Origin of the sequence: Nonomuraea sp. NPDC048901, from assembly GCF_040649695.1 — a bacterium.
Taxonomy (GTDB): Bacteria; Actinomycetota; Actinomycetes; order Streptosporangiales; family Streptosporangiaceae; genus Nonomuraea.
In genome coordinates, this window is record NZ_JBEZFW010000007.1 from 72,252 (window position 1) to 97,805 (window position 25,554).

The 25,554-nt window shown below is 68.9% G+C and carries 27 protein-coding genes; 14 read left to right on the forward strand and 13 right to left on the reverse strand.

Annotated features, from left to right (window positions below; all coding sequences use genetic code 11):
• Nucleotides 1–356 precede the first annotated feature (356 nt).
• Together guaB and AB0C30_RS24970 are read left to right on the forward strand one after the other, a co-directional pair.
• On the forward strand, nucleotides 357–1,838 hold the full coding sequence (guaB, locus tag AB0C30_RS24965) for an IMP dehydrogenase (RefSeq protein ID WP_357948280.1): 1,482 nt from the start codon (nucleotides 357–359) through the stop codon (nucleotides 1,836–1,838).
• A gap of 3 nt (nucleotides 1,839–1,841) precedes the next feature.
• On the forward strand, nucleotides 1,842–2,963 hold the full coding sequence (locus tag AB0C30_RS24970) for a GuaB3 family IMP dehydrogenase-related protein (protein ID WP_357948283.1): 1,122 nt from the start codon (nucleotides 1,842–1,844) through the stop codon (nucleotides 2,961–2,963).
• Nucleotides 2,964–3,474: 511 nt separating this feature from the next.
• On the opposite strand, the gene AB0C30_RS24975 is transcribed toward AB0C30_RS24970, so the two are convergent.
• On the reverse strand, nucleotides 3,475–4,113 hold the full coding sequence (locus AB0C30_RS24975; protein WP_357948286.1) for a TetR/AcrR family transcriptional regulator: 639 nt from the start codon (nucleotides 4,111–4,113) through the stop codon (nucleotides 3,475–3,477).
• A gap of 61 nt (nucleotides 4,114–4,174) precedes the next feature.
• Here AB0C30_RS24975 and AB0C30_RS24980 point away from each other — a divergent pair, with 61 nt between their 5' ends.
• The 4 genes from AB0C30_RS24980 to AB0C30_RS24995 all read left to right on the forward strand — a co-directional run bounded on the left by AB0C30_RS24980 (nucleotide 4,175) and on the right by AB0C30_RS24995 (nucleotide 6,234).
• Nucleotides 4,175–4,843 (forward strand): class I SAM-dependent methyltransferase, encoded by a 669-nt coding sequence (locus AB0C30_RS24980; protein WP_357948289.1) that lies wholly within the window; start codon nucleotides 4,175–4,177, stop codon nucleotides 4,841–4,843.
• Between the two features lie 87 nt (nucleotides 4,844–4,930).
• Nucleotides 4,931–5,404 carry a nuclear transport factor 2 family protein gene (locus tag AB0C30_RS24985; protein ID WP_357948292.1) on the forward strand — a complete coding sequence of 158 codons (474 nt, stop codon included), beginning with the start codon at nucleotides 4,931–4,933 and terminating at the stop codon, nucleotides 5,402–5,404.
• A gap of 6 nt (nucleotides 5,405–5,410) precedes the next feature.
• Entirely contained in the window at nucleotides 5,411–5,992 is a 582-nt protein-coding gene (locus AB0C30_RS24990; RefSeq protein WP_357948294.1) for a TetR/AcrR family transcriptional regulator, read from the forward strand.
• Between the two features lie 62 nt (nucleotides 5,993–6,054).
• Entirely contained in the window at nucleotides 6,055–6,234 is a 180-nt protein-coding gene (locus AB0C30_RS24995; protein WP_357948297.1) for a hypothetical protein, read from the forward strand.
• Nucleotides 6,235–6,473: 239 nt separating this feature from the next.
• Here AB0C30_RS24995 and AB0C30_RS25000 read toward each other — a convergent pair whose 3' ends face one another.
• The 3 genes from AB0C30_RS25000 to AB0C30_RS25010 form a co-directional block, all read right to left on the reverse strand.
• Complete coding sequence (locus AB0C30_RS25000) at nucleotides 6,474–7,241, reverse strand: alpha/beta fold hydrolase (protein WP_357948299.1); 768 nt, start codon at nucleotides 7,239–7,241, stop codon at nucleotides 6,474–6,476.
• 94 nt (nucleotides 7,242–7,335) lie between these two features.
• Nucleotides 7,336–8,286, reverse strand: coding sequence for an alpha/beta fold hydrolase (locus AB0C30_RS25005; RefSeq protein ID WP_357948302.1), 951 nt, complete (start codon nucleotides 8,284–8,286; stop codon nucleotides 7,336–7,338).
• Between the two features lie 202 nt (nucleotides 8,287–8,488).
• The gene (locus tag AB0C30_RS25010) at nucleotides 8,489–8,974 is read right to left on the reverse strand and encodes a hypothetical protein (protein WP_357948305.1); all 486 of its coding nucleotides are present in this window, start codon (nucleotides 8,972–8,974) and stop codon (nucleotides 8,489–8,491) included.
• 697 nt (nucleotides 8,975–9,671) lie between these two features.
• Here AB0C30_RS25010 and AB0C30_RS25015 point away from each other — a divergent pair.
• From AB0C30_RS25015 to AB0C30_RS25025, 3 genes are all read left to right on the forward strand, one after another.
• Nucleotides 9,672–11,105 carry a serine hydrolase gene (locus tag AB0C30_RS25015; protein WP_357948307.1) on the forward strand — a complete coding sequence of 478 codons (1,434 nt, stop codon included), beginning with the start codon at nucleotides 9,672–9,674 and terminating at the stop codon, nucleotides 11,103–11,105.
• A 180-nt stretch (nucleotides 11,106–11,285) separates the two neighbouring features.
• Nucleotides 11,286–11,846, forward strand: a complete 561-nt coding sequence (locus AB0C30_RS25020) for a sigma-70 family RNA polymerase sigma factor (protein WP_357948309.1) — start codon at nucleotides 11,286–11,288, stop codon at nucleotides 11,844–11,846.
• On the forward strand, nucleotides 11,843–12,523 hold the full coding sequence (locus AB0C30_RS25025) for a hypothetical protein (RefSeq protein ID WP_357948311.1): 681 nt from the start codon (nucleotides 11,843–11,845) through the stop codon (nucleotides 12,521–12,523). The genes AB0C30_RS25020 and AB0C30_RS25025 overlap by 4 nt, the downstream gene beginning before the upstream one ends.
• A gap of 50 nt (nucleotides 12,524–12,573) precedes the next feature.
• Here the strand turns inward: AB0C30_RS25025 and pip are convergent, their stop codons facing one another.
• On the reverse strand, nucleotides 12,574–13,539 hold the full coding sequence (gene pip / locus AB0C30_RS25030; protein ID WP_357948314.1) for a prolyl aminopeptidase: 966 nt from the start codon (nucleotides 13,537–13,539) through the stop codon (nucleotides 12,574–12,576).
• Between the two features lie 209 nt (nucleotides 13,540–13,748).
• Here pip and AB0C30_RS25035 point away from each other — a divergent pair, with 209 nt between their 5' ends.
• Together AB0C30_RS25035 and AB0C30_RS25040 are read left to right on the forward strand one after the other, a co-directional pair.
• A complete protein-coding gene (locus AB0C30_RS25035) occupies nucleotides 13,749–15,113 on the forward strand; it encodes an RNA polymerase sigma factor (RefSeq protein ID WP_357948316.1) in 1,365 nt (454 codons plus the stop codon).
• Nucleotides 15,110–15,463 carry a hypothetical protein gene (locus AB0C30_RS25040; protein ID WP_357948318.1) on the forward strand — a complete coding sequence of 118 codons (354 nt, stop codon included), beginning with the start codon at nucleotides 15,110–15,112 and terminating at the stop codon, nucleotides 15,461–15,463. Before AB0C30_RS25035 ends, AB0C30_RS25040 begins: the two co-directional genes overlap by 4 nt.
• Nucleotides 15,464–15,467: 4 nt before the next feature.
• Here AB0C30_RS25040 and AB0C30_RS25045 read toward each other — a convergent pair whose 3' ends face one another.
• Together AB0C30_RS25045 and AB0C30_RS25050 are read right to left on the reverse strand one after the other, a co-directional pair.
• Nucleotides 15,468–16,886: a hypothetical protein gene (locus AB0C30_RS25045; RefSeq protein WP_357948320.1), complete on the reverse strand. Its 1,419-nt coding sequence runs from the start codon at nucleotides 16,884–16,886 to the stop codon at nucleotides 15,468–15,470.
• Between the two features lie 229 nt (nucleotides 16,887–17,115).
• Nucleotides 17,116–18,393 (reverse strand): S1 family peptidase, encoded by a 1,278-nt coding sequence (locus tag AB0C30_RS25050; RefSeq protein ID WP_357948323.1) that lies wholly within the window; start codon nucleotides 18,391–18,393, stop codon nucleotides 17,116–17,118.
• A 156-nt stretch (nucleotides 18,394–18,549) separates the two neighbouring features.
• On the opposite strand from AB0C30_RS25050, the gene AB0C30_RS25055 reads away from it, so the two are divergent.
• Nucleotides 18,550–19,230: an SDR family oxidoreductase gene (locus AB0C30_RS25055; RefSeq protein WP_357948325.1), complete on the forward strand. Its 681-nt coding sequence runs from the start codon at nucleotides 18,550–18,552 to the stop codon at nucleotides 19,228–19,230.
• Nucleotides 19,231–19,238: 8 nt separating this feature from the next.
• Here the strand turns inward: AB0C30_RS25055 and AB0C30_RS25060 are convergent, their stop codons facing one another.
• Nucleotides 19,239–19,973, reverse strand: a complete 735-nt coding sequence (locus AB0C30_RS25060; RefSeq protein ID WP_357948328.1) for a TetR/AcrR family transcriptional regulator — start codon at nucleotides 19,971–19,973, stop codon at nucleotides 19,239–19,241.
• A gap of 108 nt (nucleotides 19,974–20,081) precedes the next feature.
• Between AB0C30_RS25060 and AB0C30_RS25065 the strand changes: the two genes are divergently transcribed.
• Nucleotides 20,082–20,507, forward strand: a complete 426-nt coding sequence (locus tag AB0C30_RS25065) for a nuclear transport factor 2 family protein (protein ID WP_357948330.1) — start codon at nucleotides 20,082–20,084, stop codon at nucleotides 20,505–20,507.
• On the opposite strand, the gene AB0C30_RS25070 is transcribed toward AB0C30_RS25065, so the two are convergent.
• Nucleotides 20,504–21,073, reverse strand: a complete 570-nt coding sequence (locus AB0C30_RS25070) for a dihydrofolate reductase family protein (RefSeq protein ID WP_357949471.1) — start codon at nucleotides 21,071–21,073, stop codon at nucleotides 20,504–20,506. The two genes, AB0C30_RS25065 and AB0C30_RS25070, sit on opposite strands and share 4 nt — an antisense overlap.
• A 90-nt stretch (nucleotides 21,074–21,163) precedes the next feature.
• Between AB0C30_RS25070 and AB0C30_RS25075 the strand changes: the two genes are divergently transcribed.
• Nucleotides 21,164–21,598, forward strand: coding sequence for a GNAT family N-acetyltransferase (locus AB0C30_RS25075; RefSeq protein WP_357948332.1), 435 nt, complete (start codon nucleotides 21,164–21,166; stop codon nucleotides 21,596–21,598).
• A gap of 7 nt (nucleotides 21,599–21,605) precedes the next feature.
• Here the strand turns inward: AB0C30_RS25075 and AB0C30_RS25080 are convergent, their stop codons facing one another.
• From AB0C30_RS25080 to AB0C30_RS25095, 4 genes are all read right to left on the reverse strand, one after another.
• Nucleotides 21,606–22,430 (reverse strand): class II fructose-bisphosphate aldolase, encoded by an 825-nt coding sequence (locus AB0C30_RS25080; protein ID WP_357948335.1) that lies wholly within the window; start codon nucleotides 22,428–22,430, stop codon nucleotides 21,606–21,608.
• A 99-nt stretch (nucleotides 22,431–22,529) separates the two neighbouring features.
• Nucleotides 22,530–23,504 (reverse strand): 1-phosphofructokinase family hexose kinase, encoded by a 975-nt coding sequence (locus tag AB0C30_RS25085; RefSeq protein ID WP_357948338.1) that lies wholly within the window; start codon nucleotides 23,502–23,504, stop codon nucleotides 22,530–22,532.
• Complete coding sequence (gene nagA, locus AB0C30_RS25090) at nucleotides 23,504–24,637, reverse strand: N-acetylglucosamine-6-phosphate deacetylase (RefSeq protein WP_357948341.1); 1,134 nt, start codon at nucleotides 24,635–24,637, stop codon at nucleotides 23,504–23,506. Before nagA ends, AB0C30_RS25085 begins: the two co-directional genes overlap by 1 nt.
• Nucleotides 24,634–25,506: an SIS domain-containing protein gene (locus AB0C30_RS25095; RefSeq protein WP_357948344.1), complete on the reverse strand. Its 873-nt coding sequence runs from the start codon at nucleotides 25,504–25,506 to the stop codon at nucleotides 24,634–24,636. The genes nagA and AB0C30_RS25095 overlap by 4 nt, the downstream gene beginning before the upstream one ends.
• Nucleotides 25,507–25,554: the final 48 nt, after the last annotated feature.

The window sequence follows — 25,554 nt, forward strand, 5'->3', positions numbered from 1 at the left end:
CGTCCTTGTCCGCTCCTTGCGTGGACTCCTTGGCCACATGTGCAGCTTCGTGCAATTGCACGTTTTCACATTGCGGTGTGCCGATGAGTAACGCAGGCTTAACCCAGCGTCGGCATCCACTTGAGCTGGCAGCGCTTGCCATCAGGACGCGGAGGGGGGTTCGGTGGCGCTTTATGCGCTTCCGCCCGGATGTCGGTGGCCGGAGGATGGGGCGGATCACCGACCGCCCCATCCTCCGGCTCTTTGGGATGCCGGGGGTACGACGGGCCGTGGGGGTCATCGTGCTCCCGGCCTCGGGACGTTTTGCATGTAGGCCCTAGACTTGCCTCATCAGCATCGGCAGGAGGGGCCGCAGCATGTCCAAGTTCACCGAGACGGGTCTGACCTTCGACGACGTGTTGCTCGTCCCAAGCTATTCAGACCTGCAACCTGGTGACGCGGACACCGGTTCGCGCCTGTCGCGCGGCATCAACCTGTCGATCCCGCTGGTCTCCGCCGCGATGGACACCGTCACCGAGGCCCGCATGGCCGTCGCCATGGCCCGCCAGGGCGGCATCGGCATCCTGCACCGCAACCTGTCGGTGGAGGAGCAGGCCCAGCAGGTCGACCTGGTCAAACGGTCCGAGGCCGGGATGGTCACCAACCCGGTGACCTGCACTCCCGACGACACCCTGGCCGACGTGGAGCGGCTGTGCGCGACGTACCGGATCTCCGGGGTGCCCGTCACCGACCTCTCCGGCGTGCTCGTCGGCATCGTGACCAACCGCGACATGCGCTTCGAGACCGACCAGTCGCGGCCGGTGCGTGAGGTCATGACCCCGATGCCGCTGGTCACCGCCCCGGTCGGGGTGTCGCGTGACGGCGCGTTCGAGCTGCTGCGGCACAACAAGATCGAGAAGCTGCCCCTGGTCGATCCCGACGGCCGGCTGCGCGGTCTGATCACGGTTAAAGACTTCACCAAGAGCGAGCAATATCCGCTGGCCACCAAGGACGCGGACGGCCGCCTGGTCGTCGGCGCCGCCGTGGGCGTCGGCGGTGACGCGGAGCTGCGGGCCAAGGCGCTGATCGAGGCGGGCGTCGACGTGGTCGTGGTCGACGTCGCGCACGGCCACTCCAAGGGCCTGGCCGACATGGTCGCCAAGCTCAAGGCCAACAGCAAGGTCGACGTCATCGGCGGCAACATCGCGACCAGGGCGGGCGCCCAGATGCTCGTCGACGCGGGCGCCGACGCGGTCAAGGTCGGCGTGGGCCCCGGCTCCATCTGCACCACCCGCGTCGTGGCCGGCGTGGGCGCGCCGCAGGTCACCGCCATCTACCAGGCGTCGCTGGCGTGCGGCCCGGCCGGCGTGCCGGTCATCGGCGACGGCGGTCTGCAATACTCCGGCGACATCGTCAAGGCCATCGCCGCCGGCGCCGACACGGTCATGCTCGGCTCGCTGCTCGCCGGCTGCGAGGAGTCGCCCGGTGAGCTGATCTTCATCAACGGCAAGCAGTTCAAGTCGTACCGGGGGATGGGCTCGCTCGGCGCGGTCCGCAACCGCGAGCGCGGCGGCATGTCGTTCAGCAAGGACCGCTACGCGCAGGCCGACATCGGCGGCGAGGACAAATACATCCCCGAGGGCATCGAAGGCCAGGTCCCCTTCCGGGGACCGGTCGCGGCGGTCGCCCACCAGCTCGTCGGCGGCCTGCGCCAGGGCATGTGGTACGCCGGCTGCCGCACGATCACGCAGATGCACACCGACTGTGAGCTCATGCCGATCACGGCGGCGGGACTCACGGAGAGCCATCCCCACGACATTCAGATGACCGTGGAAGCCCCGAACTATCACAGAAGGTAAGACATGACTCAGCAGGTGGAGATCGGCCGGGGCAAGACCGGTCGCCGGGCCTACGCGCTCGACGAGATCGGCCTCGTACCCTCCCGGCGCACTCGTGACCCGGAGGAGGTCTCGATCGCCTGGCAGATCGACGCTTACCGGTTCGAACTACCCGTGGTCGTCGCCCCCATGGACAGCGTGGTCTCGCCCGCCACCGCGATCGAGATCGGCCGCCTCGGCGGCCTGGCCCCCCTCGACCTCGAAGGGCTCTGGACCCGCTACGACGACCCGTCGCCGCTGCTGGAGGAGTGTGCCTCGCTCGACGCCGAGGCCGCGACCAAGCGGCTGCAGGAGATCTACACGGCGCCGATCAAGGAAGAGCTGATCGGCCGCCGGATCGCGGAGATCCGGGAGTCCGGCGTGACCACGGCGGTCCGCCTGTCTCCGCAGCGTACGGTGCAGTATCACAAGGCCGTCATCGACGCGGGCGTGGACATCTTCGTCATCCGCGGCACCACGGTCTCGGCCGAGCACGTCTCGGGCCGGGCCGAGCCGCTGAACCTCAAGCAGTTCATCTACGAGCTCGACGTGCCGGTCATCGTGGGCGGCTGCGCCACCTACACGGCCGCCCTGCACCTCATGCGTACCGGCGCGGCGGGCGTCCTGGTCGGCTTCGGCGGCGGCGCCTCCCACACCACCCGCAACGTGCTGGGCGTGGCCGTACCGATGGCCACCGCGATCTCCGACGTCGCCGCCGCCCGCCGCGACTACATGGACGAATCGGGCGGCCGCTACGTCCACGTGATCGCCGACGGCGGCATGGGCACCTCGGGCGACATCGCCAAGGCCATCGCCTGCGGCGCCGACGCGGTCATGGTCGGCTCCCCGCTCGCCCGCGCGACGGAGGCCCCCGGCCATGGCTTCCACTGGGGCTCGGAGGCACACCACCCGGACCTGCCTCGGGGCCGGCGGGTGGCGTTCGACACGGTGGGCAGCCTGGAGCAGATCCTGCACGGGCCGTCCAGCGTGGCCGACGGGTCCATGAACCTGATGGGGGCGTTGAAGCGGACGATGGCCTCGACGGGCTACTCGGACATCAAGGAGTTCCAGCGCGTCGAGGTCGTGGTCGCTCCTACCCAGCGCTGACCATTTAGCGCCCACCCGCTTCCGGCCCAAAGGCCTTCGCGGGTGGGCGCTTCGCGCTTCGGGGGCAGACGTTGCTCCCAGTCGGGCCGGAGGACTGAAGGGCCTCGCTCCGCTCGGACGTCCTTATGCAGCGCGGCTCCGCCACGCCCACGGCATATTGATGGGCCCCCAAGCTACCCATGATCGGATGGCCGGTAGCGTCTCGGTGATCGCTGTGGTGACCCGGTACAGTCGGCCGCCCCACTCCTCATCTTTGGCGCGGCCCCGGAAGTGATGTATTGATCAGGCGGTAAGTCGGTAGCCACCTGGTGGTAGGGCTGCGACCCTGGGGCCGGAGTTTTGTTTGTCGTGGTCGGCCTACCGGCCCCGGGGCTTGGGTGGTTGGGGTGATCTGGTCGGCGTAGGCCCGGTATGCGTGTCGGCCAGGTTGTCCGACCCGGCCCGCAGGAGGCCGGCCAGGTGGTTGGCCACCGGCATTGCGGCCTGGAGGACCATCGTGACGGCCGTCCGCTTAGCCGGGGTCGGCGCAGAGCTGGGAGGTCAAGGCGGTGCGGGCCCACTCTTCCCACATATTCGGTGACCAGTCGCGGTCGCGGACGAAGATCAGGTAGAGCTGCGGGCTGAGCAGGCCGAACAGCAGGTCCGCCGCCATCTCGACGGAGAGGCCGGGGCGGATGTCGGGCTTGCGGGCCAGGGCTTCGGCCGCTGCGTACTGCACGGTGTAACGCGGGTCGGGGCCGTCCGGCCACTGTGCGGCGATCTCAGGGTCGGTGGCCGCGGCAGCCGCGATCAGCGGCATGATCGGGGCGACCCGGCCCAGGATCTCGCGGGTGCCGTGGACGTGCGCGCGCAATTGCCCGGCTGCGGTGGGCTCGGCGCACGCGGCGCGAAACCAATCACGATCCATGGTGGCGACCGGCTCGGTATCCCCGGCGATAGATGTGTCGACGACGTCCTTGAACAGCGTGCGCTTGTTGCGGAAGACGAAATAGACCGTCTGGACGGCCACGCCCGCCTGGTCCGCGACCTCCTGCAGGCTCGTCGCCCCGTAACCCTGCGCGACGAACAGCTCGCGAGCCGCCTCGACGACCTTTTCGCGGGTGCGGCGTGAGCGCTCGGCTCGCTTGTCCGGCCGCTTGACTTTGTCCATATTGCGAGTATATCTCTAGAGTATGTCACTAGAGTTCAACTCTAGATTCTTGGAGGAGACGATGGACCAGCCGAACGCCATCCAGAAGCCGGAGCCGGACCTGGCCTCAACGCAGCGAGACCAGGAGGAGGAGTCCGTCCACCGCGCACTGGAGGGCTACTACCGCACCGGCAAGCCGCCGTGGGACACCGGCGTGACGCCGCCCGAGCTGGTCGCCCTGGTGGAGGGCCACGGCGCGCTGCCGCCCGGCCGCGCCCTCGAACTCGGCTGCGGCACGGGGACCAACGCCATCTACCTGGCACGGCACGGCTGGGAGGTGGCGGCCGTCGACCTGATCGACCGCGCCGTCGACCAGGCCAGGGAGAAGGCCGCGGAGGGGGGAGTGGCGGTACGGCTGCTGCACGGAGACGCCACCCGCCTCGACGAGCTCGACGTGCCGGGCCCCTTCGACCTGTTCTTCGACCTGAGCTGCTACTGCGGGGTCCCGCTGCACCGCCGCGACGCCTACGCCGCCGGGCTCACCCACCGCGCCGCTCCTGGAGCACGGTTGCTGATGTTCGGGTACGGCCCCGAGCCGCTCGGCAATCCGATCCCCGAGGTCACGTCGTGGGCGGCGGGCGTCACAGCCGACGAGCTCCGCGCCAGGTTCCCCGGCTGGGAACTACTCGACGTCACACCGGGCACCAACTCGGTGCCGACCTTCTGGTTCACGCTGCGCCGCGACGCCTAGCAATCTTCGGTCGCGGGTTTGTGTCAGCGCTCGACCTGGCAGCTGCGGCTGGTATGTTATTGGTTGATTACTAACCTAGGAGTGGGTATGACAGCCGACCAAGACCACGCCAGCCGCCGCGCCGCTGCCCAGCACACCGTGGCCGAGCACCTGCGCCTTACCGCCGCAGGACGCACCGAAGAATGGGTGACGCTGTTCGCCCCGGACGCGGTGCTCGAGTTCCCGTTCGCGCCGGTCGGCGTGCCTCAACGGGTGACGGGGCGAGACGCACTGCTGGCGCACATGAGCAACTTTCCCGAGACCTTTGACGTGGAGTTCGTCGATCTGGTGTTCCACCCGACGGTCGATCCGAGTCTCGTGATCGCCGAATTCCGCTCGACGGGCACCGCGCTGCCGACCGGCAAGCCGTACGAGCAGAGGTGCGTCTCTGTCGTCCGGACCGATAAAGACGCGCGCATCACCCACTACCTGGACTACTGGAACCCGCTGGTGGCGATCGAGGCACTCACACCCCACGACGTGCCGGCCGACCCTGAGCTCAGCGTGACGTTTGGAGGTTGAGGGTCCATGCCCGCCGCCGGCACCAGCACGAAGAGCGACGAACGACGTCGGGCCATCGTGGCCGCCGCGATGGATTGCTTCGCGCAGAAGGGTTTCTACGGTACGACGACGCACGAGGTGGCCGAGCGGGTCGGCATCTCTCAGCCGTATCTCTATCGCCTGTACTCGAACAAGGAAGCGCTGTTCGCGGCGGTGGTCGACCACGTGTCCGTCGTGATGGCCGAAACCTTGGTCGCGCACTCGCCGGCGTCGGGTGGGGCCGGGCTGACGTCCGAGGCGGCGTCGAGAGGGGCCGGGCCGGCGTCCGAGGCCGCGTTGGATGCGGCACGCGGTGCCTACACCGCGCTCATCGCGGACCGGACCATCCTGCGTTTCCTCATGCACGCGAACTGTGCCGCAGGCGAGCCGCTGGTAGGGCAGGCCGTGCGTCGGTGCTACGCGAAGCAGGTTGACACCGTTCGGCGACTGCTGGGCGACGATGACGCCGTGCGGCGCTGGTTCGGCGCCGGAATGCTCGACAACGTGGTCGCCGTGCTGGGTCTGGCCGACATCGATGAGCCGTGGGCGCACGTACTCGCCGCTCGATGACCTGTCGCCGGGGGATACGCCCGATCGGGAACAGCAGGAGCACAGCGAGCACCAGCGTGACCATGGCGGAACCTGGCCGGGACGCCGTCGTGGGCGCGTACGTGGACGGCAAGTTCGCGGGCAGTGGCACCGCTGGGTCGCGGCCGCTCAACGGCGAAGGCGGCCCGATCCCGGCGGACTCCCGCTACTACCCCGGCTCCAACGGCACCCTGCGCGACGTACACCGCTTCAATGCCAGCTGAGGCAGGGGCGCCGGCGGCATCGTCTCGACCACGAAGGACGTCAGTACCTTCCAGCGAGCCTTCGACCAGGGCAGGCTGCTGCCGCCGTCGCTACGGGAGATCCTCACCGGTGGGCCCCGTGGCAGCGGCGGCGCGCAGCAGGGCACGGGCCGGTGCGAAGAAGACCTGAGAATTCAGGGCGGCTCGGCGCCCGGCTGGACCACACTGATCCTCTTCTCGACCGATGGCCGGCAGCAGTTCTAGATTTCCGTCTCCAGGAAGTACGAGATCTCGTTCGCGACGACGTCGGGCATCTCGAGACCACACAGATGTCCAAGCTCGCTCAGCAGGACCGCACGGCTGCCGGGGATGCGCCGTACGTCGTCAAGCTGCTTGGCTTGATCTACGACGACGTCCTTTCCGCCGAGTATGTAGCAGGTCGGTATGCGTATCTCAGACAGCTCGTCGGCCTGGCTCGTCAGCGCACCGCCGGCCAGCCAGCCGTGCCACATCTGTTCGGTGACGGTCAGCATGCTGCTCGTCAGACTCGAGGTCTTCGACGGGTCCAAGGAGATTGCCGCCACTGCTTGGGTGAGGGCCTCGACGTTGCCGTAGGCGGCATCGAAGCCGGCGATCACCTCGTCCCCGGCAGTCGTCCCCGCGGCGTTCCACGGAACAACGCCAACCAGCGCACGCACATCATCCGGGTAGTCGAGCGCGATACGCACCGCGATCGCACTGCCAAGGGAATAGCCGACCAGGCAGTAGGCGTCGGCGCCCGCGTCGTTGATCGCCTCGTTGATCGCTTCGTGCAGGGTCGCGGCCAGTGTGGACAGTCTCCCGTCCGCCGGCGCGCGTACGGACTGACCATGTCCGGGCAGGTCGAAGATCAAGACGCGGAACCCGCTCAGGTGTCGCGCGATTCCGGTCATGAGATCAGCCGAGGCGCCGAATCCTGGCAGCATGACAAGGGTCAGAGGGCCCTGGCCGTGTTCCTCCCAGTAAATGCCTGAACTGGTGTGGGGCATCGCGATCTCCTTAGCCTCGGCGAAGGTTGTCGGGTATACACATACGGCTCCACCCGCACCGCAGGCGGGGCCCGCCATGGGCGCATCATCTCGTTCAGTGCGCCTGGGGGGTGTGGCTCGCGGTGAAGGCCAGAAGAAGCGCGGCGGTCCGCTGCGGATCCTCCATGATGGGCGAGTGCCCAACACCGGCCAGCAACTCGACTTTCGCGCCCGGAACGGCGCTGTATTCGGCGGCGGAGGAGGATCGCCATCTCCGATCTTCCTTACCAAAGATCACCAGCAGTGGCTTGCCGAGGGGAATCAGCCGATCGGGGAGTGCGCGCTGATTCACATAGTCATCGCCGGTCTGCGTTGTCGCGATGAGGGCGTGGTAGGTCATGCCGCGCGCGTCGTCCACGACCGCCTGCGGGACCTCGTAGCCGCGGCGGCTGAACGCGGTGCTCGCGGCGTTGCGGATCAGGCTGTCGGTCCGAAGCCGCCACAGCAGTTGGCCGATGACGGGGGTGTACAAGAGCCCGCCGACGCCGCCGGCTGAGACGGCGGCGGCCAAACGGGGCGCGGTGTCGATGAGAACGAGCGAGGTCACCAGGTCGGGGCGTTGCTCAGCGAGAGCGGTGGCGACCGCGCCACCGGTGGAATGGCCGACCACTGTGGCGTGCTTGACCCCGAGCCGGTCCATTGCCTCACCGACCCGGAGTCCCTGCTCCGGCATCCCGTAGCCACCGCCGGCCGGCTTGGCCGACCGGCCGTGCCCGAGCAGGTCGATCCGGATGACGCGATGGGACTTGGTCAGCAGCGGAACGAGCGCGTCCCACGAGCGGGTCGACGCGGCGAGCCCGTGGATCAGTACGAGTGCCGGGGCATCAGCGGGGCCGTCCTGGCGCACGTAGATGTTCCCGCCGTTGAGGGGCAGGGTCGGATCCCCACTGGCCTCGGCGCTCTGCCGCGTCACCACCTCCGCGTTCACGAGGAGCAACCCGACGACGACGAAGAGGACAGCCGAGGCGATCAAGAGGCGCCGCCGGCGCCGTGCCGGGCTGCTCACATCAGCCTGCCGGTGCGGAAACCGCAGGTCGGCGTCGGCGAAACAACGGGGTCATCAAGCCCCAGGGAGATAATCACGGCCCCACTGTCGTCCCTGGTGCGCGCCGGTAGCTTGTACAAATGTTCCGGTGAGAGCGTCGTTGACCGAATGTGATTACCGAGAGTTACCTTGGACTGGTTGCGCGAACCCGAATGGGCCCCGTTCAAGCAGGCAGGTTCCACGAGGGGCCGTCAGGATCGCCGAGCCACACCTTCTGCCCCTGCCCGGTGACCGTGAGGCCGTACCCCGACCGCGGCGGCTTCCCCGCCGCTTCCCAGGTCGAGACCGCCTCTTCGACGCCATCCCACAGCTTCAACGGCCCGTGCTGGCGTACCAGCCAACCTCCGTCCGGCGACGGCTCGGTGGTGGCCTGTGAGCCGGTTGCCACGTCCAGGAGGATGATCCGGTCGCCCGCCCCCATCTTCTCCGCCGACGGGGCGCCGAGCTGGGCCACGAACACGCCGGTCGGGTCGTTCAGAACGTGCGGATCGACCACGCTCTCGCGCTGCTCGCCGAGGCCGATCAGGTAGTGCGAGTGCGGTGGCCGGTCGTGGGGCCGGGCGAACATGAACGACAGCTCGTCGGCCAGGAAGGGTCCGGTCGCGGTGCCGTCGTCGGCACCCTCCACCCCATCCTCGCGCGCTGCCACGGCGTGAACTCGAAGGCTGCTTCGCGGCAATTACTGACGAGGATCCAGGCGATGGAGAGGTACGCATGAGCTCAAGCATGGCCGCGGCCGCCTTGGGTCGATCGGAGGCACGGCCCGGCAGACGCCCGTCGACGCGGCTTCGCTCGCGCCACCAGGGGGCCTCTCGCCAGAGATCAAAGCGCAGCTAAGATCATTCTGTTGGGGGCTCTCATGCGCGTGATCTTGGGAATGGCCGCGAAGCGTCCGGGGGCGGATATCGGGCGGCCCCTCGCCTTGGCCCGGTCGCTGCTCGGTGACGTTTTCCCGGTGCCATCGGAAACCGTCGATGCCGCTGAGTGGGTCGGGCCGGGGAGCCGCCTTGCTCGCCTGGTCCAATGAGCAAGCGGCTGATTCACGCCCACCGCTGATCGTGCGTGCTTACCGGCGCTTTTCCCGGGAAGCCGCCCGCGATCACCGATCTGATTCGTATCGATATCCCGCAGGAGATCTGAGGGAAGGCACCGGAAGTCCGGAATCAAGATCCAGACTGTGTTAAGGTCACGAACCTGCAACGGGGGCTGCAGGGTGACGGCTGCCCCTTTGGGTGTCCTTTCCATGAACCGGGCCGATTCCTCGCCGCGTTCGAAGTCCGCGTCACCAGCCCACACAGACCTGAACTCCCTCATCGGGAAACGTCTGCCAAGGAGAATTACAGATCGTGTCTATTTTCCGAACCAGAACGAGTCGTGCCGTGGTCGCACTGTCCACTGCCTCGGTGCTGTTAGCCGCCGTGACGCCGCCGGCCCAGGCCACCACCGATGGCGGCGGCGTCGCCGCCTTCCTGCGGGACACCATGAACGGTCTGCGCTTCGAGCAGGTCCTCGACCTGGCGCCGCCGGCATCCCCGCAGGCTCGGACGCTTTCCAATGGCGTCGACAAGGACGCGAAGACGGCCGCCGACTACGCCCGGTTGTTCGGCAATGCGGCCGACCCCAAACCCATCGTCCAGCAGCCGCAACTCGACGTGACCGTACTGGAGCTGGACCGGCGGGGCCGGCCGGTGTCGTCCGGCACGGTCCTGATGAGCCCGCAGTATCCGAACGGGATCGTCGTGCCGGTGGACCGGAACTTCCACACTGATCAGGTGCGCTGGCGGCAGTGGGACGACGCCGGATGGTACGCCAACCAGGGCAAGGGCACCATCGACATCGTGCCGGGCCGGGAGAACGCGCCCATCGACTTCATGCTCCCCTACCCGGCCTCCGTCCTGAAACTGATGGTCAACTTCGGGGTGCTGCGCCTGGTGGACAAGGGCGTGATCAAGCTTGACGACACCTACGACTACCAGCCGACCACGGTCAGCTCACTGTGCGGTGGACCGTCGAGCAACACCATCAGCGCCTACATGGACGCCTCGATCACCTCTTCCTCCAACGCCGCGTCCTGTGCGTTGGTGAAGCTGCTGCACGACAAGGGCGCGGTGGACGAGCTCAACCAGACCTTCCAGGACCTGGGCCTGGAGACCATGCAGCTGAAGAACACCAACCCGGCCAACGGCGGGCGCTGGTCCAACCCGGTCACGATGAACTCGTTGGACACGGCCAAGCTGCTCGCGCTGGTCGATGGCGTACAGGGCACGGCGTGGACCGCCCCCAACGGTTCACCGGTCACCGGCGCGGTGCTGAGCCCCACCTCCCGCCAGGTCTTCAAGAAGCTGCTCGGCGAGCAGGGCTTCAACGACATGCTCTCCACCACCAACCGGTGCGGCAGCGCGTACCCGGCCGCGGGCATCCCGCAGCGGGTGGCTTCGCGGTGGGTGGCCGCCGACGGCACGGTGACGGTCGAGGGCAACAAGTTCGGCAAGGACGTCCGGCCGTGCAACAAGCAGGCGCAGGTCACCTTCGCGCACAAGACCGGCTGGGTCGGCAACTCGGGAGCTGACGCGGGCATCGTACGGTCCCTGCCGGGCAAGGCCGGCCGCCACTACGTCGTCGTGGCCTTCACCAACCTCGGCACCCAGTACGTGGACGCCAACCGGCCGGCGACCGAGCCCGGTGTCTACCCGGTCGCCTACACCGAGAAGCTGGCCCAACTGGGCTCGGCGATCGACCGGTACGAGGCCGCCGGGCTCGCCCAACGCACCAAGAGCTGATCAGCACCAAGAGCTGATCATCCGCAATAGCCAGCCGCGTTGACGGCGGGCCCATGATGCCGATGTTCCCGGCCCGCGAGACCGATGCGGCCGGGAACATCGGCATCATCTGTTCACTCTCATAACGCTTTTTCGGCAGCTGACCAAGAAGGGGTGTAATCGACGAAGGGAGCATGGCCGGTGCGTCGCAAACAGTCGGACATCGCCACAGACCCGGAGGCTTTCGAAGCCTTCTACCGGCGCCACGTTGACGCGATCGCGCGCTTCCTGGCTCGCCGGGTCGATGATCCGCACACGGTCGCCGATCTGGTGGCCGAGGTTTTCGTCGCGGTGCTCGACTCCGCTCACACCTACCGGCCCGGGCTCGGCAGCGAGATCGCGTGGTTGTACGGCGTGGCTCGCAACACTCTGTCGGCCGAGCGGCGGCGGGCGTTCAAGGAGACGAGGCTGGCCGATCGCCTGGGCGGGCGAAGGCTGCTCGACTCCGACGACCTCGCCGAGTTGGAAGAGCGGATCGACGCGGAAAGCGTGGCCAGGCGGGCCTTCCAGGCCATGGCCGGATTACCGGACGGTGATCGCGCGATGCTCGAACTGGTCGTCATCGACCAGCTCACGATCGGCGAGGCGGCCACCGCTCTGGGCATCCGGCAGGGGGCCGCCAGGGCCAGGCTGCACCGCGCCCGCCACGCGCTCAGAAATGTGCCGGAGATGGCGCCCTTCGTCATGGAAGGAATGCGATGAGATTCAAGGAGCAGCTGCTGATGGAGCTCAAAACCGAAATCGCCGCCCGGAACACGGCTAGACGTGTGGTCGTCAGGCGGCGTCTGCTCGCCGGAGCGGCGGTGGCCGCGATGGCGGCCGCGGCGGCCGTCGCGGTGCCGTTTCTGACCGGGTCGGAGACCCCGGCCTACGCGGTCACGAAGAACGGCGACGGCTCGGTCACCCTGAAGATCACCGAGTTCAGAAACCCAGATCAGGTGGAGAAGGACCTGGCGACAGCCGGCGTGACCGCCGATGTCTCCTACGTCAAGCCCGGCACCCGATGCGCCCCCGGCCGTGGCGACGCCGACTTCGGCCCCTCGTTCTCCAAGGAGGAGATCACCAGTAAGGATCCCGCGGTCCAGAAGAGGGTCAAGGACGCGATCGAGAACTCGGTGAACAGCAAGACGTTCAAGTTGGGCCGTGGTGAGGTCCGGATCAGTCCGCAGTACATCAAGACGGGGCAGACGGCCGTCATGGAGTTCGTCGAGAACGCGGACCAGACCTCGGGCCCGGAGAAGCCCAGAGCCCTGTGGGGGTTCAGCGGCTATCTCATCACCGGTCCGGTCAAGCCGTGCAAGGTCATCGACGACCCGTCCTGGGACAAGATGCCCGACCCCAAGAAGCACCCCGAGGCATACCCGCCGGCCGGTAGCTGACCCGTGTAGCTGGCCCGCCGCCGGGCAGGCTCCCGCCCGGCGGTGGGTGCTTAACCGAGGGAGGCGGAGCGGTAGCCGTCCGTGGCCGCGATGAGCTCGTGCAGCGTGCCGGGCTCGGCGCCCGCGTGCCCGGCGTCCTCGACGATTCGCAGCTCCGCCTCCGGCCAGGCCAGATGCAGGTCCAACGCCGCGTCCGGCGGCGTCTTCATGTCATAGCGGCCGTTCACGATCACGCACGGGATGTGCCGGATCGCGGCCACGTCGAGCAGCTCGCCCTCCCGCAGGAAACACCCTTGGCTGAAGTAGTGCGCCTCGATGCGGGAGAAGCCCACCAGCTCCCGGTCGTCCAGAGGTGGCGGTGGGGCGGGGAGCAGGGTGTTCGCCGACAGCTCCCAGGCCGCCCAGGCCCGCGCGGCCGGTACGTGCACCTCCGGGTCCTGGTCGGACAACCGGCGATGGTAGGCGGCGACCAGGTCGTCCCGCTCCGCCTCCGGGATGAAACCGCGGAAGGCCGCCCACTCCCGCGGGAACAGCCGGGCCGACCCGGTGCCGGTGAACGCCCACGCGTCATCGGCCTTGCTCGCCAGGTAGACGCCGCGCAGCACCAGCTCGCTCACCCGCTCCGGGTGCCGCCGCGCGTAGGCCAGCGCGAGCGTCGACCCCCACGACCCGCCGAACACCTGCCAGCGTTCGATGCCGAGGTGCCGCCTGAGCCGCTCTATGTCCGCCACGAGGTGCCAGGTCGTGTTGGTCTCCAGCGACACCCCTGGGTCGGCCGCGTGCGGTCGGCTGCGCCCGCAGTTGCGCTGGTCGAACAGGACGATGCGGTACGCCTCGGGATCGAAGAACCGCCGCTGCGGCGGTAACGACCCGCCACCGGGACCGCCATGGAGAAAGACGACAGGTTTGCCGTCGGGGTTGCCGCTGACCTCCCAATAGATCTCGTTCCCGTCGCCCACATCAAGCATCCCGGTCTCGTACGGCTCAATAGGCGGATAAAACGTTCTTTGTCCCATGGCTATCAGACATACACGCCGACGCCGCCTGGCGCGCACGCTCGCCGCTCCTGGTTCAGCTACTCGTCAGAAAGCATGTTCAGGAGGTGAAGGAGGCGCCGCTTACCTGATGTCCAAATGGCGAGACATAGTTCTTCCTTTTCCCCGGTGCGACCTTCGCGTCACTGGGTCGCGATCGTTCCGGACGGTGGAGCTGTCACGCTCGTAGGTTGCCGGACATCTACCGGCATGTGACATTCCTGAAGAAGGACGATGATGTGGGCACGGCGGAGTCCCGGCGGCGCTTCGAAGAGATCTACACGGAGCACTACGCCGCCGTCTCCGGCTATGTCCGGCGGCGTACCGACCACCCGGACGACTGCGCCGATGTGATCGCCGAGACGTTCACCACGGCCTGGCGGCGGCTGGCGGACCTGCCGGCCGGTGACGAGGTCAGGCTGTGGCTCTACGGCGCGGCCCGGCGGATCCTGGCCAACCAGCGCCGCGGGACCCTGCGCCGTACGGCCCTGACACTGCGCCTTCGCGAAGAGCTCTCAGCGTACGCCGGCACGACGTTCGACCAGGCCCCGGAAGGGGCCAGGGAGGCGTTCGCGCGCCTGTCGGACGACGACAGGGAGTTGCTGTCACTCGTGGGCTGGGAAGAGCTCAGCCCCACCGAGATCGCCAAGGTGCTGGGCTGCTCGCGGGTGGCGGTGCGCCAGCGCCTGCACCGCGCCCGCAAGCGCCTGGCCCCTGACCCCGGCCCCGGCCTCACACCGGGCGCGCGGGAGATGCTGACCCAGATCATGGACATGGCCGAGCCCGCTCCGCGCGCCCGGCGCACGAGGTGGCGGCCGTTGATCGCGTTGCCGATCGCGGCGGCGCTCGCCGGCGCGGGCTGGTCGGCCACGGTCGTCCTTGGCGCCACGCCCGCCGCCGCGCTGGACATCAAGGACGAAGGTGATCACTACCTCATCGAGGTCAAGGACCTGTACGCCAACAGCGAGGTGTACGAGACACAGCTCAACGACTCGGGCCTCGACATCTCACTCAAGGTCGTGCCCGTCTCCCCTTCCCTCGTGGGCGAGATCTCCCCCGACACCCCGGGATGGAGCGGTGGCCCGTTCCCCTACGCGGACAAGATCAAGACGATCGACCGCCCGGAGGGGTGCGATTTCTCGCGTAGCTGCCCGATCGGGCTCACCATCGCCAAGGACTTCACCGGCAAGGCCGAGATCAAGCTCGGCCGTAAAGGCCGTCCCGGGGAGGAGTACCAAGCAGTCGCCGGCCTGCACGATCGGGGCGAGCCCCTGCACTGCAAGCCGTTCTACGACCGCAGGGTCGGCGAGGTTCGGGGGAGCCTGGCCGCGCTCGGTATTTCCATCACCGACTTCTCGATCAAAAAGCCCGGCCAGCGGGGCGAGGACGCGGAGGTCAGCACATCCGTGGCCGACTCCATGTACGTGACCGGTGGCGGGATGTCCGAGCTCGGCAAGGCCTTCCTCGTCGTCAGCGAGACGCCGATGGACGAGGAGCTCATGCGCACGATCCTCCGGAAGGACGGCTGCGCCGCCGACGAGAAGAGCACGTCATGATCGCCGCCAGGGCGCTGACCGGTGCACTGCTGCTCGCGGTGACCGCCGCGACACCGTTATCGGCCGCCCGGGCGAGCGCCGGACCCGCCGGGAACACGGTGACCCTGATCACCCGTGACCGCGTCATGGTCGCCGGCAAGGGATACCGCGTGACACCCGGCCCTGGCCGGGAGGTGACGCGAACTCGAAGCGGGCCGGGCGGTCTCGGTGGAATCCCGAGCCGACCGGCCCGTTCTCACATGCCCGTGCGATCCCGGGTGAGGCATGATCGGTGTCAGAAACCCGCCACCGGGACCGCCATGGAGAAAGACGACAAGTTTGCTGATCCGCTGATCCGTCCCAGCCGTTGAGCCGTCAGACGGAGGCGGTGAACAGCTTGCGCATGATCTCCAGAACCTCGTCCCGGTGGTCGGCGGTCATGGGGATCTCGTTGCGGCGCAGTTCGTAGATCGCGGCGTACGTGACCCCGACCGGTGCGGAGAGCGACAGGGACGTGATCACATGGCTGTGCCCAGAGCCGGCCGCGTAGTGATCGGTGGCCTGCGCGGTGGAGTCGGTGTAGGCGAGTACGGCCCTCTTGATCCACGTGGCCAGGAGCGAGCCGTTCGCTCCCAGGACGGCGTTCTTGATCCCGTCGAGCTCCATGGGCAGGATCTTCTTGTCCTGGACGGCCCGCCGCTCCGTCTCGGCGATGGCCTCGGCCTTGGCCGGAGCGTCACCGGGCCCTCTGGACAGCTCGTTCTTGGTCTTGCCGGTCGCGAGGGCGAACGCGTCACAGCGGTTCCAGATCAGTTCGCCCAAAGCGGCGGCGATGGCGTCGATGTTCGTGCGTAACTGGTTCAGGTACCGGTCCGCGAGCGGCCGCGCGGCGAGGGCCAGTACGTAGGCGTCGCGGCGCGACTTGGGGAAGAAGCGCTGCATGTTCTTGTCGTCGGCCTGGCCGATGGTGTCCGCGTGGCGGCTCTGCACCGACGCCATCGCGTCGTTCACGATCATCAGGGTGATGAGACCGACCTGATCCTTGGTCAGCAGGTAGCCGCCCTCGCTGGAGATCGCCTTGGCGCTCTTGGTCAGCTCCGCCAGCAGGGCCAGGGCGGCGGTGTGGCTCGAGGTTCCGGTGAGGTCGTACTTCGCCTTGTACGTGATTCCCGTCGTGCCGGTCACCACGTCCACGTCGTCGCCGGGATCGATCTTCTTGCCCGGCAGCCATCGGGCGGCGTTGATCAGGCAGATCTGGGTGATGGTCGTGGGCTTGGTGTACTGCACGGTGATCTGCACCGTTCCGGTGGCGGTCGCGGGCGCCTTGCGGTACCAGAAGAGCCCTTGCGCCCCGGGTGGGTACATGTCGGCCGCCGCGCCCGGGGCGAGGATGATCATGTTGTCCGCGCTCGTCGCGGCCGTCGCCTGGTCGACCTCCTGCTTGATCTGCTGGCGCAGGTTGATGAGCGTGCCGATGTCGGCCTTCATGTTCGCCATCATCGTGTCGATGTTCAGGCCGTCCTGCTCGTGGCCCTCGATGACCCATTCGGCCGAGATGGTGTCGTTGGTGAGCCGGACCCGCCCGCTCTTGCAGACCTGGTGGTCGCTGTTGCGCTGAGCGCCCAGCCAGGCCTGGTTCGCGGGGTCGATGCTGTAGACACCGATGTTCTCGCCGCCGATGGTCAGCGTCCTGGCCGGGGCGACTGCCGTGCCCGGGTTCACGTTCCCCGGGAAGGACACCAGGTTCGTGAGGTTGGGGTCCTCGGTGTACTCGAGTCCGCCGTAGACGCTCAATTTCCTAACCCCCTTCATACGGGCCGTCAGGCGCGCGCACCCGGGGACACGCTGGGTCGCCAGGGGGCTGGAATCGCTGCGTCGCTGAAGCCGCCTCATGGTATGCCGGGCCGCCGCGGCCGCCTAGGCCCAGATTCGGCCCCGGGGTCCTGGCAGCCGGGAGCGCCCAGGGCCTCCCGTTGGGATGGTCCTGGGCGCTGTGGCGGCGAAGCTCAGCCTGGTTGACGGACTACCAGACCTGGAGCAGGGCGCCGAATTCCAGGTCCACGTCCCAGACGCGGGAGAATACGATCACGGATCCGCCGTCCGCGGCGCCGCAGTACACCTTCTTGCTGACAGCCGAGGTGATGCCCTGTGCGGCGACCTCGTCGAACCAGTTGGTGTAGGAGTAGATCGGGCCCCCGCTGTCACCGTGTGCGACGGCGCAGCCGCCGACGACGCTTTTGGCGCGGACCATGTGCTTGACGTACTGACCGTTGGTGTAGGTGCCGCTCCAGCCGGTCTCGGTCACCTTGATCAGGCAGTTCTCGCCCAGAGTGGCCCCGGAGTTGCAGACGAAGTTGCCCACGTGCGCCTTCCACAGCGCCACCACCTTGTTGCTGGTGGAGGCGGTGTTGCTGCCGTCGAAGACGTTCGCGGTCGCGTCGGCGAGCACGATCGCGGCGTCTCGCTTGGCGACGCGCCAGGACAGCTGACCCATGTAGTTCGCCGGGCTGATGCCTCCGCCGTCGTAGAACTGGTCCCCGACATTGCCGCAGTGAGCGGCGGTGAGGAACCCCGGGGTGCCGTACTTGTCGACGACCGCGAAGCCGGAGCTGCAGCCCGCCCCCGACTGCTGGTTCCAGGTCCGGCCGCCCGCGTAGTAGCTCGGCACGTCGTCCTGCCTGCTGTAAGCCGGGCTGAACTCCTCTCCTGTCTCCAGCGTGATCGGCGCGCTCGTGCCGCTGGGCCGCTGCAACTGCTGCGGGTCGGCGTCCTCCCCGGTGACCGAGAGCCGGATGCCGCTGCCGTCCGGCTGCGGCGCCGCGCCGCTCGCCTGGCCGGCCTCGGCCCACTTCTCGGCCTCCCGCAGGAGTTGCGCGTTGGTGTAGGCGGCCGGCAGTACGGCCACCGGAGCCGTCTGCCGTCCCTGGTCGATCGTGGTCTGTACGGCCGGCGGCACCGCGCCCCGCCAGTACAGGCGTACCTCGTGGTTCTCCGGTGCGACGACGATCCCCGCGTAGCCCTCGGCGTTCTCGGCCGACTCGATGATGCGGTCGGCCACCCCGTTCAGCCGAGTCTGCTCCGAGAACAGCGCCTTCCAGTCGGCGAACCCGCCCGGCACCGCCCCCCGCGGCCCCGTCGCGTCCCTGTCCGGCGTCTTGCCGCCCGGGTCGTCGATGGCCCGCGTGGTCACGGCCGGGTCGTCGGTGGCGGTCTGCGCCGTGGCTGCCCCCGCGCCCAGAAAGGGCAGCAGCGCACAGGCGGTGCTGAGGATGGTCAGGCGTAAGCGGACTTTCTGCTGCATGAGTGAAACCCCCGTGTCTGTGACAAACGCGAGTCATCACAGCATGGGAATCACGGTTTGTTCCGCGTCCAATTACGGGGGCGGTGTGTGCACCCCGCCCTTGTGCCTGATCAAGGTCAGGCTCAGGGAGCGGTTCCCGTGGGTAGGGTCGTACGAATGAATCGCGTCTGCCTGGTCACCGGGGCCAACCGGGGCATCGGATTGGAGGTCTCTCGCCAGCTCGCGCTGGCCGGGGACACCGTCATCCTGACCGCCAGGGATCTGGGGAAGGCGGAGAAGGCGGCGAGTGGACTGCGCGGGACCGTGGAGCCGCGGCAATTGGATGTCGGTGATCCGGTGTCGGTGCGCCGGTTCGTCGAGGAGTTGCCGTACGACAAGGTAGACGTCCTGGTCAACAACGCCGCCATCCACTACGACACCTGGCAGCGAGCCGAGAACGCCGACCTCGACGTCGTGCGGGAGGCACTGGAGACGAACCTGCTGGGGACCTGGCGGGTCACGTTGGCGCTGCTGCCGTTGCTGCGGGCCGGCGATCACGGGCGGGTGGTGAACGTCTCCAGCGAGGCCGGGTCGCTGGCCGTCATGGGCGGCGGCACTCCGGCCTACACCGTGTCGAAGACCGCGCTCAACGCGCTGACCAGGATGCTGGCCGCCGAGCTGCGCGAGGATCGGATCCTGGTGAACTCCGTCTGCCCTGGGTGGGTGGCCACCGACATGGGCGGGCCCGGCGGGCGGCCGGTCGACGAGGGGGCGCGGAGCGTGCTGTGGGCGGTGGATCTGCCGGATGGCGGGCCTACCGGGGGATTCTTCCGTGATGGCGAGGCTCTGGCCTGGTAAGCCGCCCGTCAGCCGGTGGTCCGGCGGCGGTGGGCCTTCTGCCTGCAGGCGCCGCCGCAGAAGCGGGGTGGGCGGCCGGTGCGGGACGTCTGGATGATGGTGCCGCACTCCTCACAGCGGGCGGCGTGCTCCGCAAGGGTTTCGTTACGGGCTTCCTGTTTCGTCACATGTTTCGTTACGGTGGGCAGCGGGGAGCGTCCGGTGCGGAGGCCGTCAAGGACGAGGGCGGTGGCCCTGCCCGGGGTGGTGCTGTGCGTCTCCATCGTGAGGCATCCCGCCATTAGGGCCATGACGTCCGTCAGCTGCGCGTCCGGGCGTACGGCTCCGGCCTGGCGGGCCCGGTCGAGCAGGGCGGCGAGGGCGGTGCCGTAGCGTCGCCGGGCCTCCAGCGCCATCTCCGCCTTGAGGCCGGAGGCGAAGGATTCGCAGAGCGCCTTGTTGAGTCCGGCCTGCTCGACGGTCGAGGCGAAGGCGGTGAAGAACGCCTCCCCGGTCTCCGCTTCGCCGGTGGCCAGCAGGGCGGTGAGCTCGTCGGCCAGGCGTTCGATCCGGTCGTGGACCACCGCCTCGAACAGCGCCTCCTTGCTGGGGAAATGCCGGTAGACCGTGCCCGCGCCGACGCCCGCGCGTCTGGCGATCACGTCGAGTGGCACTGACAGCCCCTCCGCCGCGAACGCCTCTTGGGCGGCCTCCAGCACGCGGGCGCGGTTGTGCCGGGCGTCCGCGCGAGCGGCGATCGTCATGTGGCCTCCCGTGTGCCGGTCTGGTGCCCGGATTGACAACCGGAACGTGCGTTCCGTAGCGTCTAAGCGGGTTGACCGTTCCGATTCTATGCACAACGAGGAGTTCGCATGTCCGTACCGACATACCCGACCCCCCGAGAGGTCGTCGATCGCTTCCTGCGGGCGTCCGTGGACGGCGGGCTGGCCGACCTGTACGCCCCCGACGTCGTGATCGAAATACCGTTCGCCCCGGCCGGCATCCCTCGGCGCACGCAGGGACGTGAGGAGCTGCGGGCCAGGTTCGAGGCCGCCAAAGGCGTGCTGCGCTGGGAGCGGACGGACAACGTGCTGATCCACGAGACCGCGGACCCCGAGGTGGTCATCGTGGAGTTCGAACTCCACGGCTCTCTCGTCGCCTCGGGGCGGCCTGTCGTCTCGACGTACATCATGGTCGTCCGGGTGCGGGAGGGCTTGATCGTCCATTCCCGGGACTACGGGAACCCCATGGGCATGGAGGAGTACCGCGAGGAGTTGATGAGCGCGCTGAACTCCTAGCGCGCGTACCTCATGAGGACCGCGCCGTTGCCGAACGTGCGCGTCGCGGTCAGGTTGAACGGGGTCGGGCGGAACTCGCCGTCGAAGGCGGGGATGCCCGACCCCGCGACCACCGGGTACGCCTTGACGACCAGCTCGTCGATCTCCGGCAGCAGCGTGCCGGCCAGCTTGCCGCCGCCACAGAGCCAGATGCCGAGCCCGTCGTCCTCCTCCTTCAGGCGGCGCACCAGCGCGAGAGGGTCGCCGGAGACGAGCTCCACCGCCGGGTCGGCGATCTCCGGGATCGTGCTGGAGAAGACGTATTGCCGCAGGTGGGCATAGGGGCTGGTCACGCCGACGTCGAGGACCGGCCCGTAGGTGCCCCGGCCCATGAGGACGGTGTCGAAGCGTTTGTTGGGGGCGTCGAAGCCGATCTGCTTCCGGATGTGGGTGGGGACGGTCTCGGGGAACTCCTCGTTGGCGTAGGCGGCCAGGTCATCGGACAGGGGGTAGAAGTCGAACTCGCCGTTCGGGCCGGCGATGTAGCCGTCGATGGACGTCGCGACGTAGTAGGTGAGCTTTCGCAATCGGGTCACTCCATCTGTAGTACTTAGGTCGAAGTGATTCAACCGTAGTACTACATCTAGAGTGGTGTCAAGGCTGCGACGATGGAGGACATGAGGCTCGCGAAAGAGACGGACAGGGGTGCGGTCGAGGAGCTCGTACAGGCGGCCTACCAGCCGTGGGTGGCCGTCATCGGCGCGCGGCCCCGCCCTATGGAGGCCGACTACGCCGAGCTCATCTCCGAGGGCCGGGTACACGTGACAGACGGCGATCTCGACGGGCTCATCGTGCTGATCCCCGAGAACGGGGTGCTCTACGTCGACAACGTCGCGGTACGCCCCGGCCTCCACGGCAAAGGCATCGGCCGGAGCCTGCTGGCCTTCGCCGAGCAGGAGGCGCGGCGGCTCGGCCTGCCTGCCCTGCGCCTCTATACCAACGTCAAAATGGCCAGGAACATCGCTCTGTACGAGTCGCTCGGCTACGTCGTGACCGGCCGCAAGGAACGCGAGGGCCGCACGGTCGTGGCCATGCGCAAACAGCTTCCGTGACGGCGGCTCAGCCCGTGAGGACGCCGAGGAGGTGGGTCACCTCGCGGGCCACCGCGTCGCGGCCCGCCCGCAGGTACTTACGCGAGTCGACCACCTTCTCGTCGCCGGCCAGGTAGTCGCGTACGGCACCGGTGAACGCCTTGTTCAGGTGCGTGGCGATGTTGATCTTCTTCATGCCGTGCCGTACGGCCGCGCGCAGGGTGTCGTCGGGCACCCCCGACGAGCCGTGCAGCACCAGAGGGACCGCCACGGCGGCGCGGAGCTCGGCGATGAGGTCCAGGTCGAGTACGGCGTCCTTGGTGGTCATCGCGTGCGAGGTGCCCACGGCGACGGCCAGCGCGTCGACGCCGGTACGCGCCACGTAGTCCACCGCCTCGTGCGGCTTGGTCCGCGCGCCCGGCGCGTGCACGCCGTCCTTGCCGCCCACCTCGCCCAGCTCGGCCTCCACCCACACGCCGCGCTCGTGGCACCAGGCGGCCACGTCGGCGGTGGCGGTCACGTTCTCCTCGTCGGGCAGCGCCGACGCGTCGAACATCACCGAGCCGACGCCCAGCTCCACCGCCTCCTCGACCAGGGCGCGATCGGTGGCGTGGTCGAGATGCACCGCCACCGGCACCACGGCCCCCCTGGCGACCGCGAGGCAGGCGAGCGCGATGGGTTCCAGGGCGCCGTGGTAGCGGACGCAGTTCTCGCTGATCTGCAGGACGACCGGCAGGCCCAGGGCCTCGGCGCCCGCGACGATGGCGGTGGCGTGCTCCAACTGGATCACGTTGAACGCGCCCACTCCCGCAGGTGATTCGCGGACGATGTCGCCGATTCGGGCGAGGGGCATGACGGCTCCTTTGACGGTTCCTCAGGCGATTCTTCAGATGGCGAAGGCTCGGACGACGAGGGCTCGGACGACGAAGGCTCAGGCGGTGAAGGCGGTTTCTCAGGCGATGACGATGCGGGGGTGGATGTCGGCGTAGACGTCGCGGTCGAAGTCGCCCGCCACGGGCGCCGCGACCGCCGCCGCGCCCAGTGCCGCCGCCCGGATGAGCCGCTCGGGCCACGGGGACCGCTCCACGAGCCCCAGCGCCAGCCCGGCGACCAGCGAGTCACCGGCACCGGTCGGGTTGCCCTCCACCTTGTACGGCATGCGCGCCCGGAAGATCCCGTCGGGCGTGACGGCCAGCAGACCGTCGGCGCCCATCGACACGACCACCGACTCGGCCCCGCGACCGCGCAGCGCCTGCGCGCCCTCCTCGGGACCGCCTTCCGGCACGGCCCGCGCGAGCTCCTCGGCGTTCGGCTTGACGATCGAGGGGCGGCCACCGGGCGCGTGCCGCAGCGGCTCGCCGTCGGCGTCCACGATGGCGGGCACGCCGTGCTCGGCGGCGACGGCGGCCAGCGTCGCGTACGCGTCGAGCGGCACACCCCTGGGCAGGCTGCCCGAGATGACGACCGCCTCCGCCGTGGCCAACAGGTCGGTGAAACGGCCGACCATCCGCCCGAACTCGACCGCCGTGACCTCCGGCCCCGGCTCGTTGAACAGCGCGGTCTGGCCTCCGGAACCCCGCCCGACGCCCGCCACGGCGCTGGCTCCGGGACCCTGCTCGTCGCCCGCCACGGCCTGGCCGGAATCCGCGACCACCAGCGTCGTGCGCGAGTCGGCCGCGATCTCCACGAAGGCGTGCGGCAGTCCGGCCGCCTGGAGGTCGGCCTCGATGGCCTGGCCGGTCGGGCCGCCCGCGAGGCCGGTGACCAGCACGTCCTGGCCGAGCGCGGCCAGGACGCGGGCCACGTTGACGCCCTTGCCGCCGGCCCGCCGGTGTACGGCGGCGACGCGGTTGACCCCGTCCCAGTCGACGCGGGGCACCTGGTAGGTGACGTCGAGGGCGGCGTTGAGCGTCACGGTGAGGATCATCAGGGCTCCACGACCCAGGCTCCGCGCTTCATCACGCCCGCTACCTCCAGCTCGTCGGACAGGACCACCAGGTCGGCCGCCTTGCCCACGGCGATCGAGCCGGCGCGGTCGGCGACGCCCAGCACACGGGCCGGCGTCAGTGAGGTGAGCTGGACCGTCTCGGACAGCGTCAGGCCCATCTCCTGGACGGCGCGGCGGAAGGCCACGTCCATGGTGAGCGTGCTGCCCGCGATCGAGTCGCCTTCGGCCAGCCTGGCGACGCCGTCGGTGACGATCACGTCCATGGAACCCAGCACATACGTACCGTCGCCCATGCCGGCGGCGGCCATCGCGTCGGTGATCAGCGCGGTCCTGGCGGGCCCGGCCACCTCGTAGGCCAGCCGCAGCATGGCCGGGTGCACGTGCACGCCGTCGTTGATCAGCTCGATCGTGACCCGCTCGTCCTCCAGCAGCGCGGCGATGGGGCCGGGGGTACGGTGGCCGAGCGGCGGCAGCGCGTTGTAGAGGTGCGTGGCCACGGTCGCGCCGGCCTCGATGCCGGCCAGCGTCTGCTCATAGGTGGCGTCGCTGTGGCCGAGCGCGGCGAGCACGCCCTCGGCGGCGGCCATGCGGATCGTCTCAAGGGCGCCGGGCAGCTCGGGGGCGATGGTCAGCATGCGTACGTGCCCGCGTCCGGCCTTCAGCAGCTCGCCGAACTCCCGAGGAGACGGCTCACGCAGCAGCCCGGGGTTGTGGGCGCCGCAGCGGGCCCGTGAGATGTACGGGCCTTCGAAATGGATGCCGGCCAGCAGGCCGTCGTCGCACAGCTCGGCCAATGACGACGTGGCGCGGGCCAGGTCGTCGAGCGCGCCGGTCACCAGGCTGGCCACCATCGTCGTGGTGCCGTGGCGCTCGTGCAGCGCCACGGCGTCACGCGCTCGGTCCTGCTCGCCGGTCGGGAACGAGCCGCCCGCTCCGCCGTGGTTGTGCAGGTCGACGAAGCCGGGCACCACGTGCCGCCCGCCCAGGCTGTGGCCCGCGCGAGGGGCGGCTCCGTGCCCGACGTGCGTGATGCGGCCGTCTTCGATGGTCAACCATCCGTCGTGGACTCCCTCGGGAGTCACGATGCGGGCGTCGGCAAGAGTAAGGCTCATGAAGAAAGGATCACAGATCGGGTGAGGTGCAGGGGCTCGTCCGGGTCGAGACCCCTGGCGAACGCCCTGGCGACCGCGACCCGCTGCGCCCTGATCAGCTCGGCCATCGGGTCGAGGCCGGTCTGGAAGAATGTGCCGCCGGTCTCCTCGACCTGCTCGCGCAGGCCCTCGGGGGCGGCGCCGAGCATCCAGGTGACACGGCCGGGGCCGGCGATGCTGATGGGGCCGTGACGGTATTCCATCGCCGGGTACGCCTCGGTCCACGACCGTGACGCCTCACGCATCTTCAGCGCGGCCTCCTGGGCCAGGCCGACCGACCAGCCGATGCCGAGGAAGCTGAACTGCTCCGCGTCGGTGAGCTCGGCGGGGAGCGGGGCCGCCACGGCCTGCTCGGCGTCGGCGATCGCCTGGGTGAGGTCCTCGCCCAGGCTGGCGCGGAGCATGGCCAGCTGCGTGGTGGCGAACCGGGTCTGCACCACCGACTGCTCATCGGCGTAGTCGAGCACGATGACGTCGTCCGCGGCCGTCATGACCGGTGTGTTCGGGTCGGCGGTGATGGCCGTGGTCCTGGCGTCGGTCCTGCGCAGGAGTTCGAGCACCTCGGTCGTGGTGCCGGAGCGCGTCAGAGCCAGCACGCGGTCGTACGAGCGGCCGTTGGGGGCCTCCGAGGCGGCGAACGCGTCGGTCTCGCCCAGCCCCGCGCGCTCGCGCAGGGTGGCGTAGGCCATCGCGATGAACCACGACGTCCCGCAGCCGACGACGGCGACCCGCTCACCGGGGCGGGGCAGCGCGTCGACGGGTACGTCCGCGACGGCGCGACGCCAGCACTCGGGCTGGGAGTCGATCTCGGCCTCGGTGTGGGTGGTCACCACTTGCCTCCCCGGCGATTGATTGTTTCTGCTGTTTTTATAGCATAA

Bases quoted from the DNA above. Each gene is read 5' to 3' on its own strand.
- guaB (WP_357948280.1), top strand. From the start codon at position 357: ATGTCCAAGTTCACCGAGACGGGTCTGACCTTCGACGACGTGTTGCTC.
- AB0C30_RS24970 (WP_357948283.1), top strand. From the start codon at position 1,842: ATGACTCAGCAGGTGGAGATCGGCCGGGGCAAGACCGGTCGCCGGGCC.
- AB0C30_RS24975 (WP_357948286.1), bottom strand. From the start codon at position 4,113: ATGGACAAAGTCAAGCGGCCGGACAAGCGAGCCGAGCGCTCACGCCGC.
- AB0C30_RS24980 (WP_357948289.1), top strand. From the start codon at position 4,175: ATGGACCAGCCGAACGCCATCCAGAAGCCGGAGCCGGACCTGGCCTCA.
- AB0C30_RS24985 (WP_357948292.1), top strand. From the start codon at position 4,931: ATGACAGCCGACCAAGACCACGCCAGCCGCCGCGCCGCTGCCCAGCAC.
- AB0C30_RS24990 (WP_357948294.1), top strand. From the start codon at position 5,411: ATGCCCGCCGCCGGCACCAGCACGAAGAGCGACGAACGACGTCGGGCC.
- AB0C30_RS24995 (WP_357948297.1), top strand. From the start codon at position 6,055: ATGGCGGAACCTGGCCGGGACGCCGTCGTGGGCGCGTACGTGGACGGC.
- AB0C30_RS25000 (WP_357948299.1), bottom strand. From the start codon at position 7,241: ATGCCCCACACCAGTTCAGGCATTTACTGGGAGGAACACGGCCAGGGC.
- AB0C30_RS25025 (WP_357948311.1), top strand. From the start codon at position 11,843: ATGAGATTCAAGGAGCAGCTGCTGATGGAGCTCAAAACCGAAATCGCC.
- pip (WP_357948314.1), bottom strand. From the start codon at position 13,539: ATGGGACAAAGAACGTTTTATCCGCCTATTGAGCCGTACGAGACCGGG.
- AB0C30_RS25040 (WP_357948318.1), top strand. From the start codon at position 15,110: ATGATCGCCGCCAGGGCGCTGACCGGTGCACTGCTGCTCGCGGTGACC.
- AB0C30_RS25050 (WP_357948323.1), bottom strand. From the start codon at position 18,393: ATGCAGCAGAAAGTCCGCTTACGCCTGACCATCCTCAGCACCGCCTGT.
- AB0C30_RS25055 (WP_357948325.1), top strand. From the start codon at position 18,550: ATGAATCGCGTCTGCCTGGTCACCGGGGCCAACCGGGGCATCGGATTG.
- AB0C30_RS25060 (WP_357948328.1), bottom strand. From the start codon at position 19,973: ATGACGATCGCCGCTCGCGCGGACGCCCGGCACAACCGCGCCCGCGTG.
- AB0C30_RS25065 (WP_357948330.1), top strand. From the start codon at position 20,082: ATGTCCGTACCGACATACCCGACCCCCCGAGAGGTCGTCGATCGCTTC.
- AB0C30_RS25075 (WP_357948332.1), top strand. From the start codon at position 21,164: ATGAGGCTCGCGAAAGAGACGGACAGGGGTGCGGTCGAGGAGCTCGTA.
- AB0C30_RS25080 (WP_357948335.1), bottom strand. From the start codon at position 22,430: ATGCCCCTCGCCCGAATCGGCGACATCGTCCGCGAATCACCTGCGGGA.
- AB0C30_RS25085 (WP_357948338.1), bottom strand. From the start codon at position 23,504: ATGATCCTCACCGTGACGCTCAACGCCGCCCTCGACGTCACCTACCAG.
- nagA (WP_357948341.1), bottom strand. From the start codon at position 24,637: ATGAGCCTTACTCTTGCCGACGCCCGCATCGTGACTCCCGAGGGAGTC.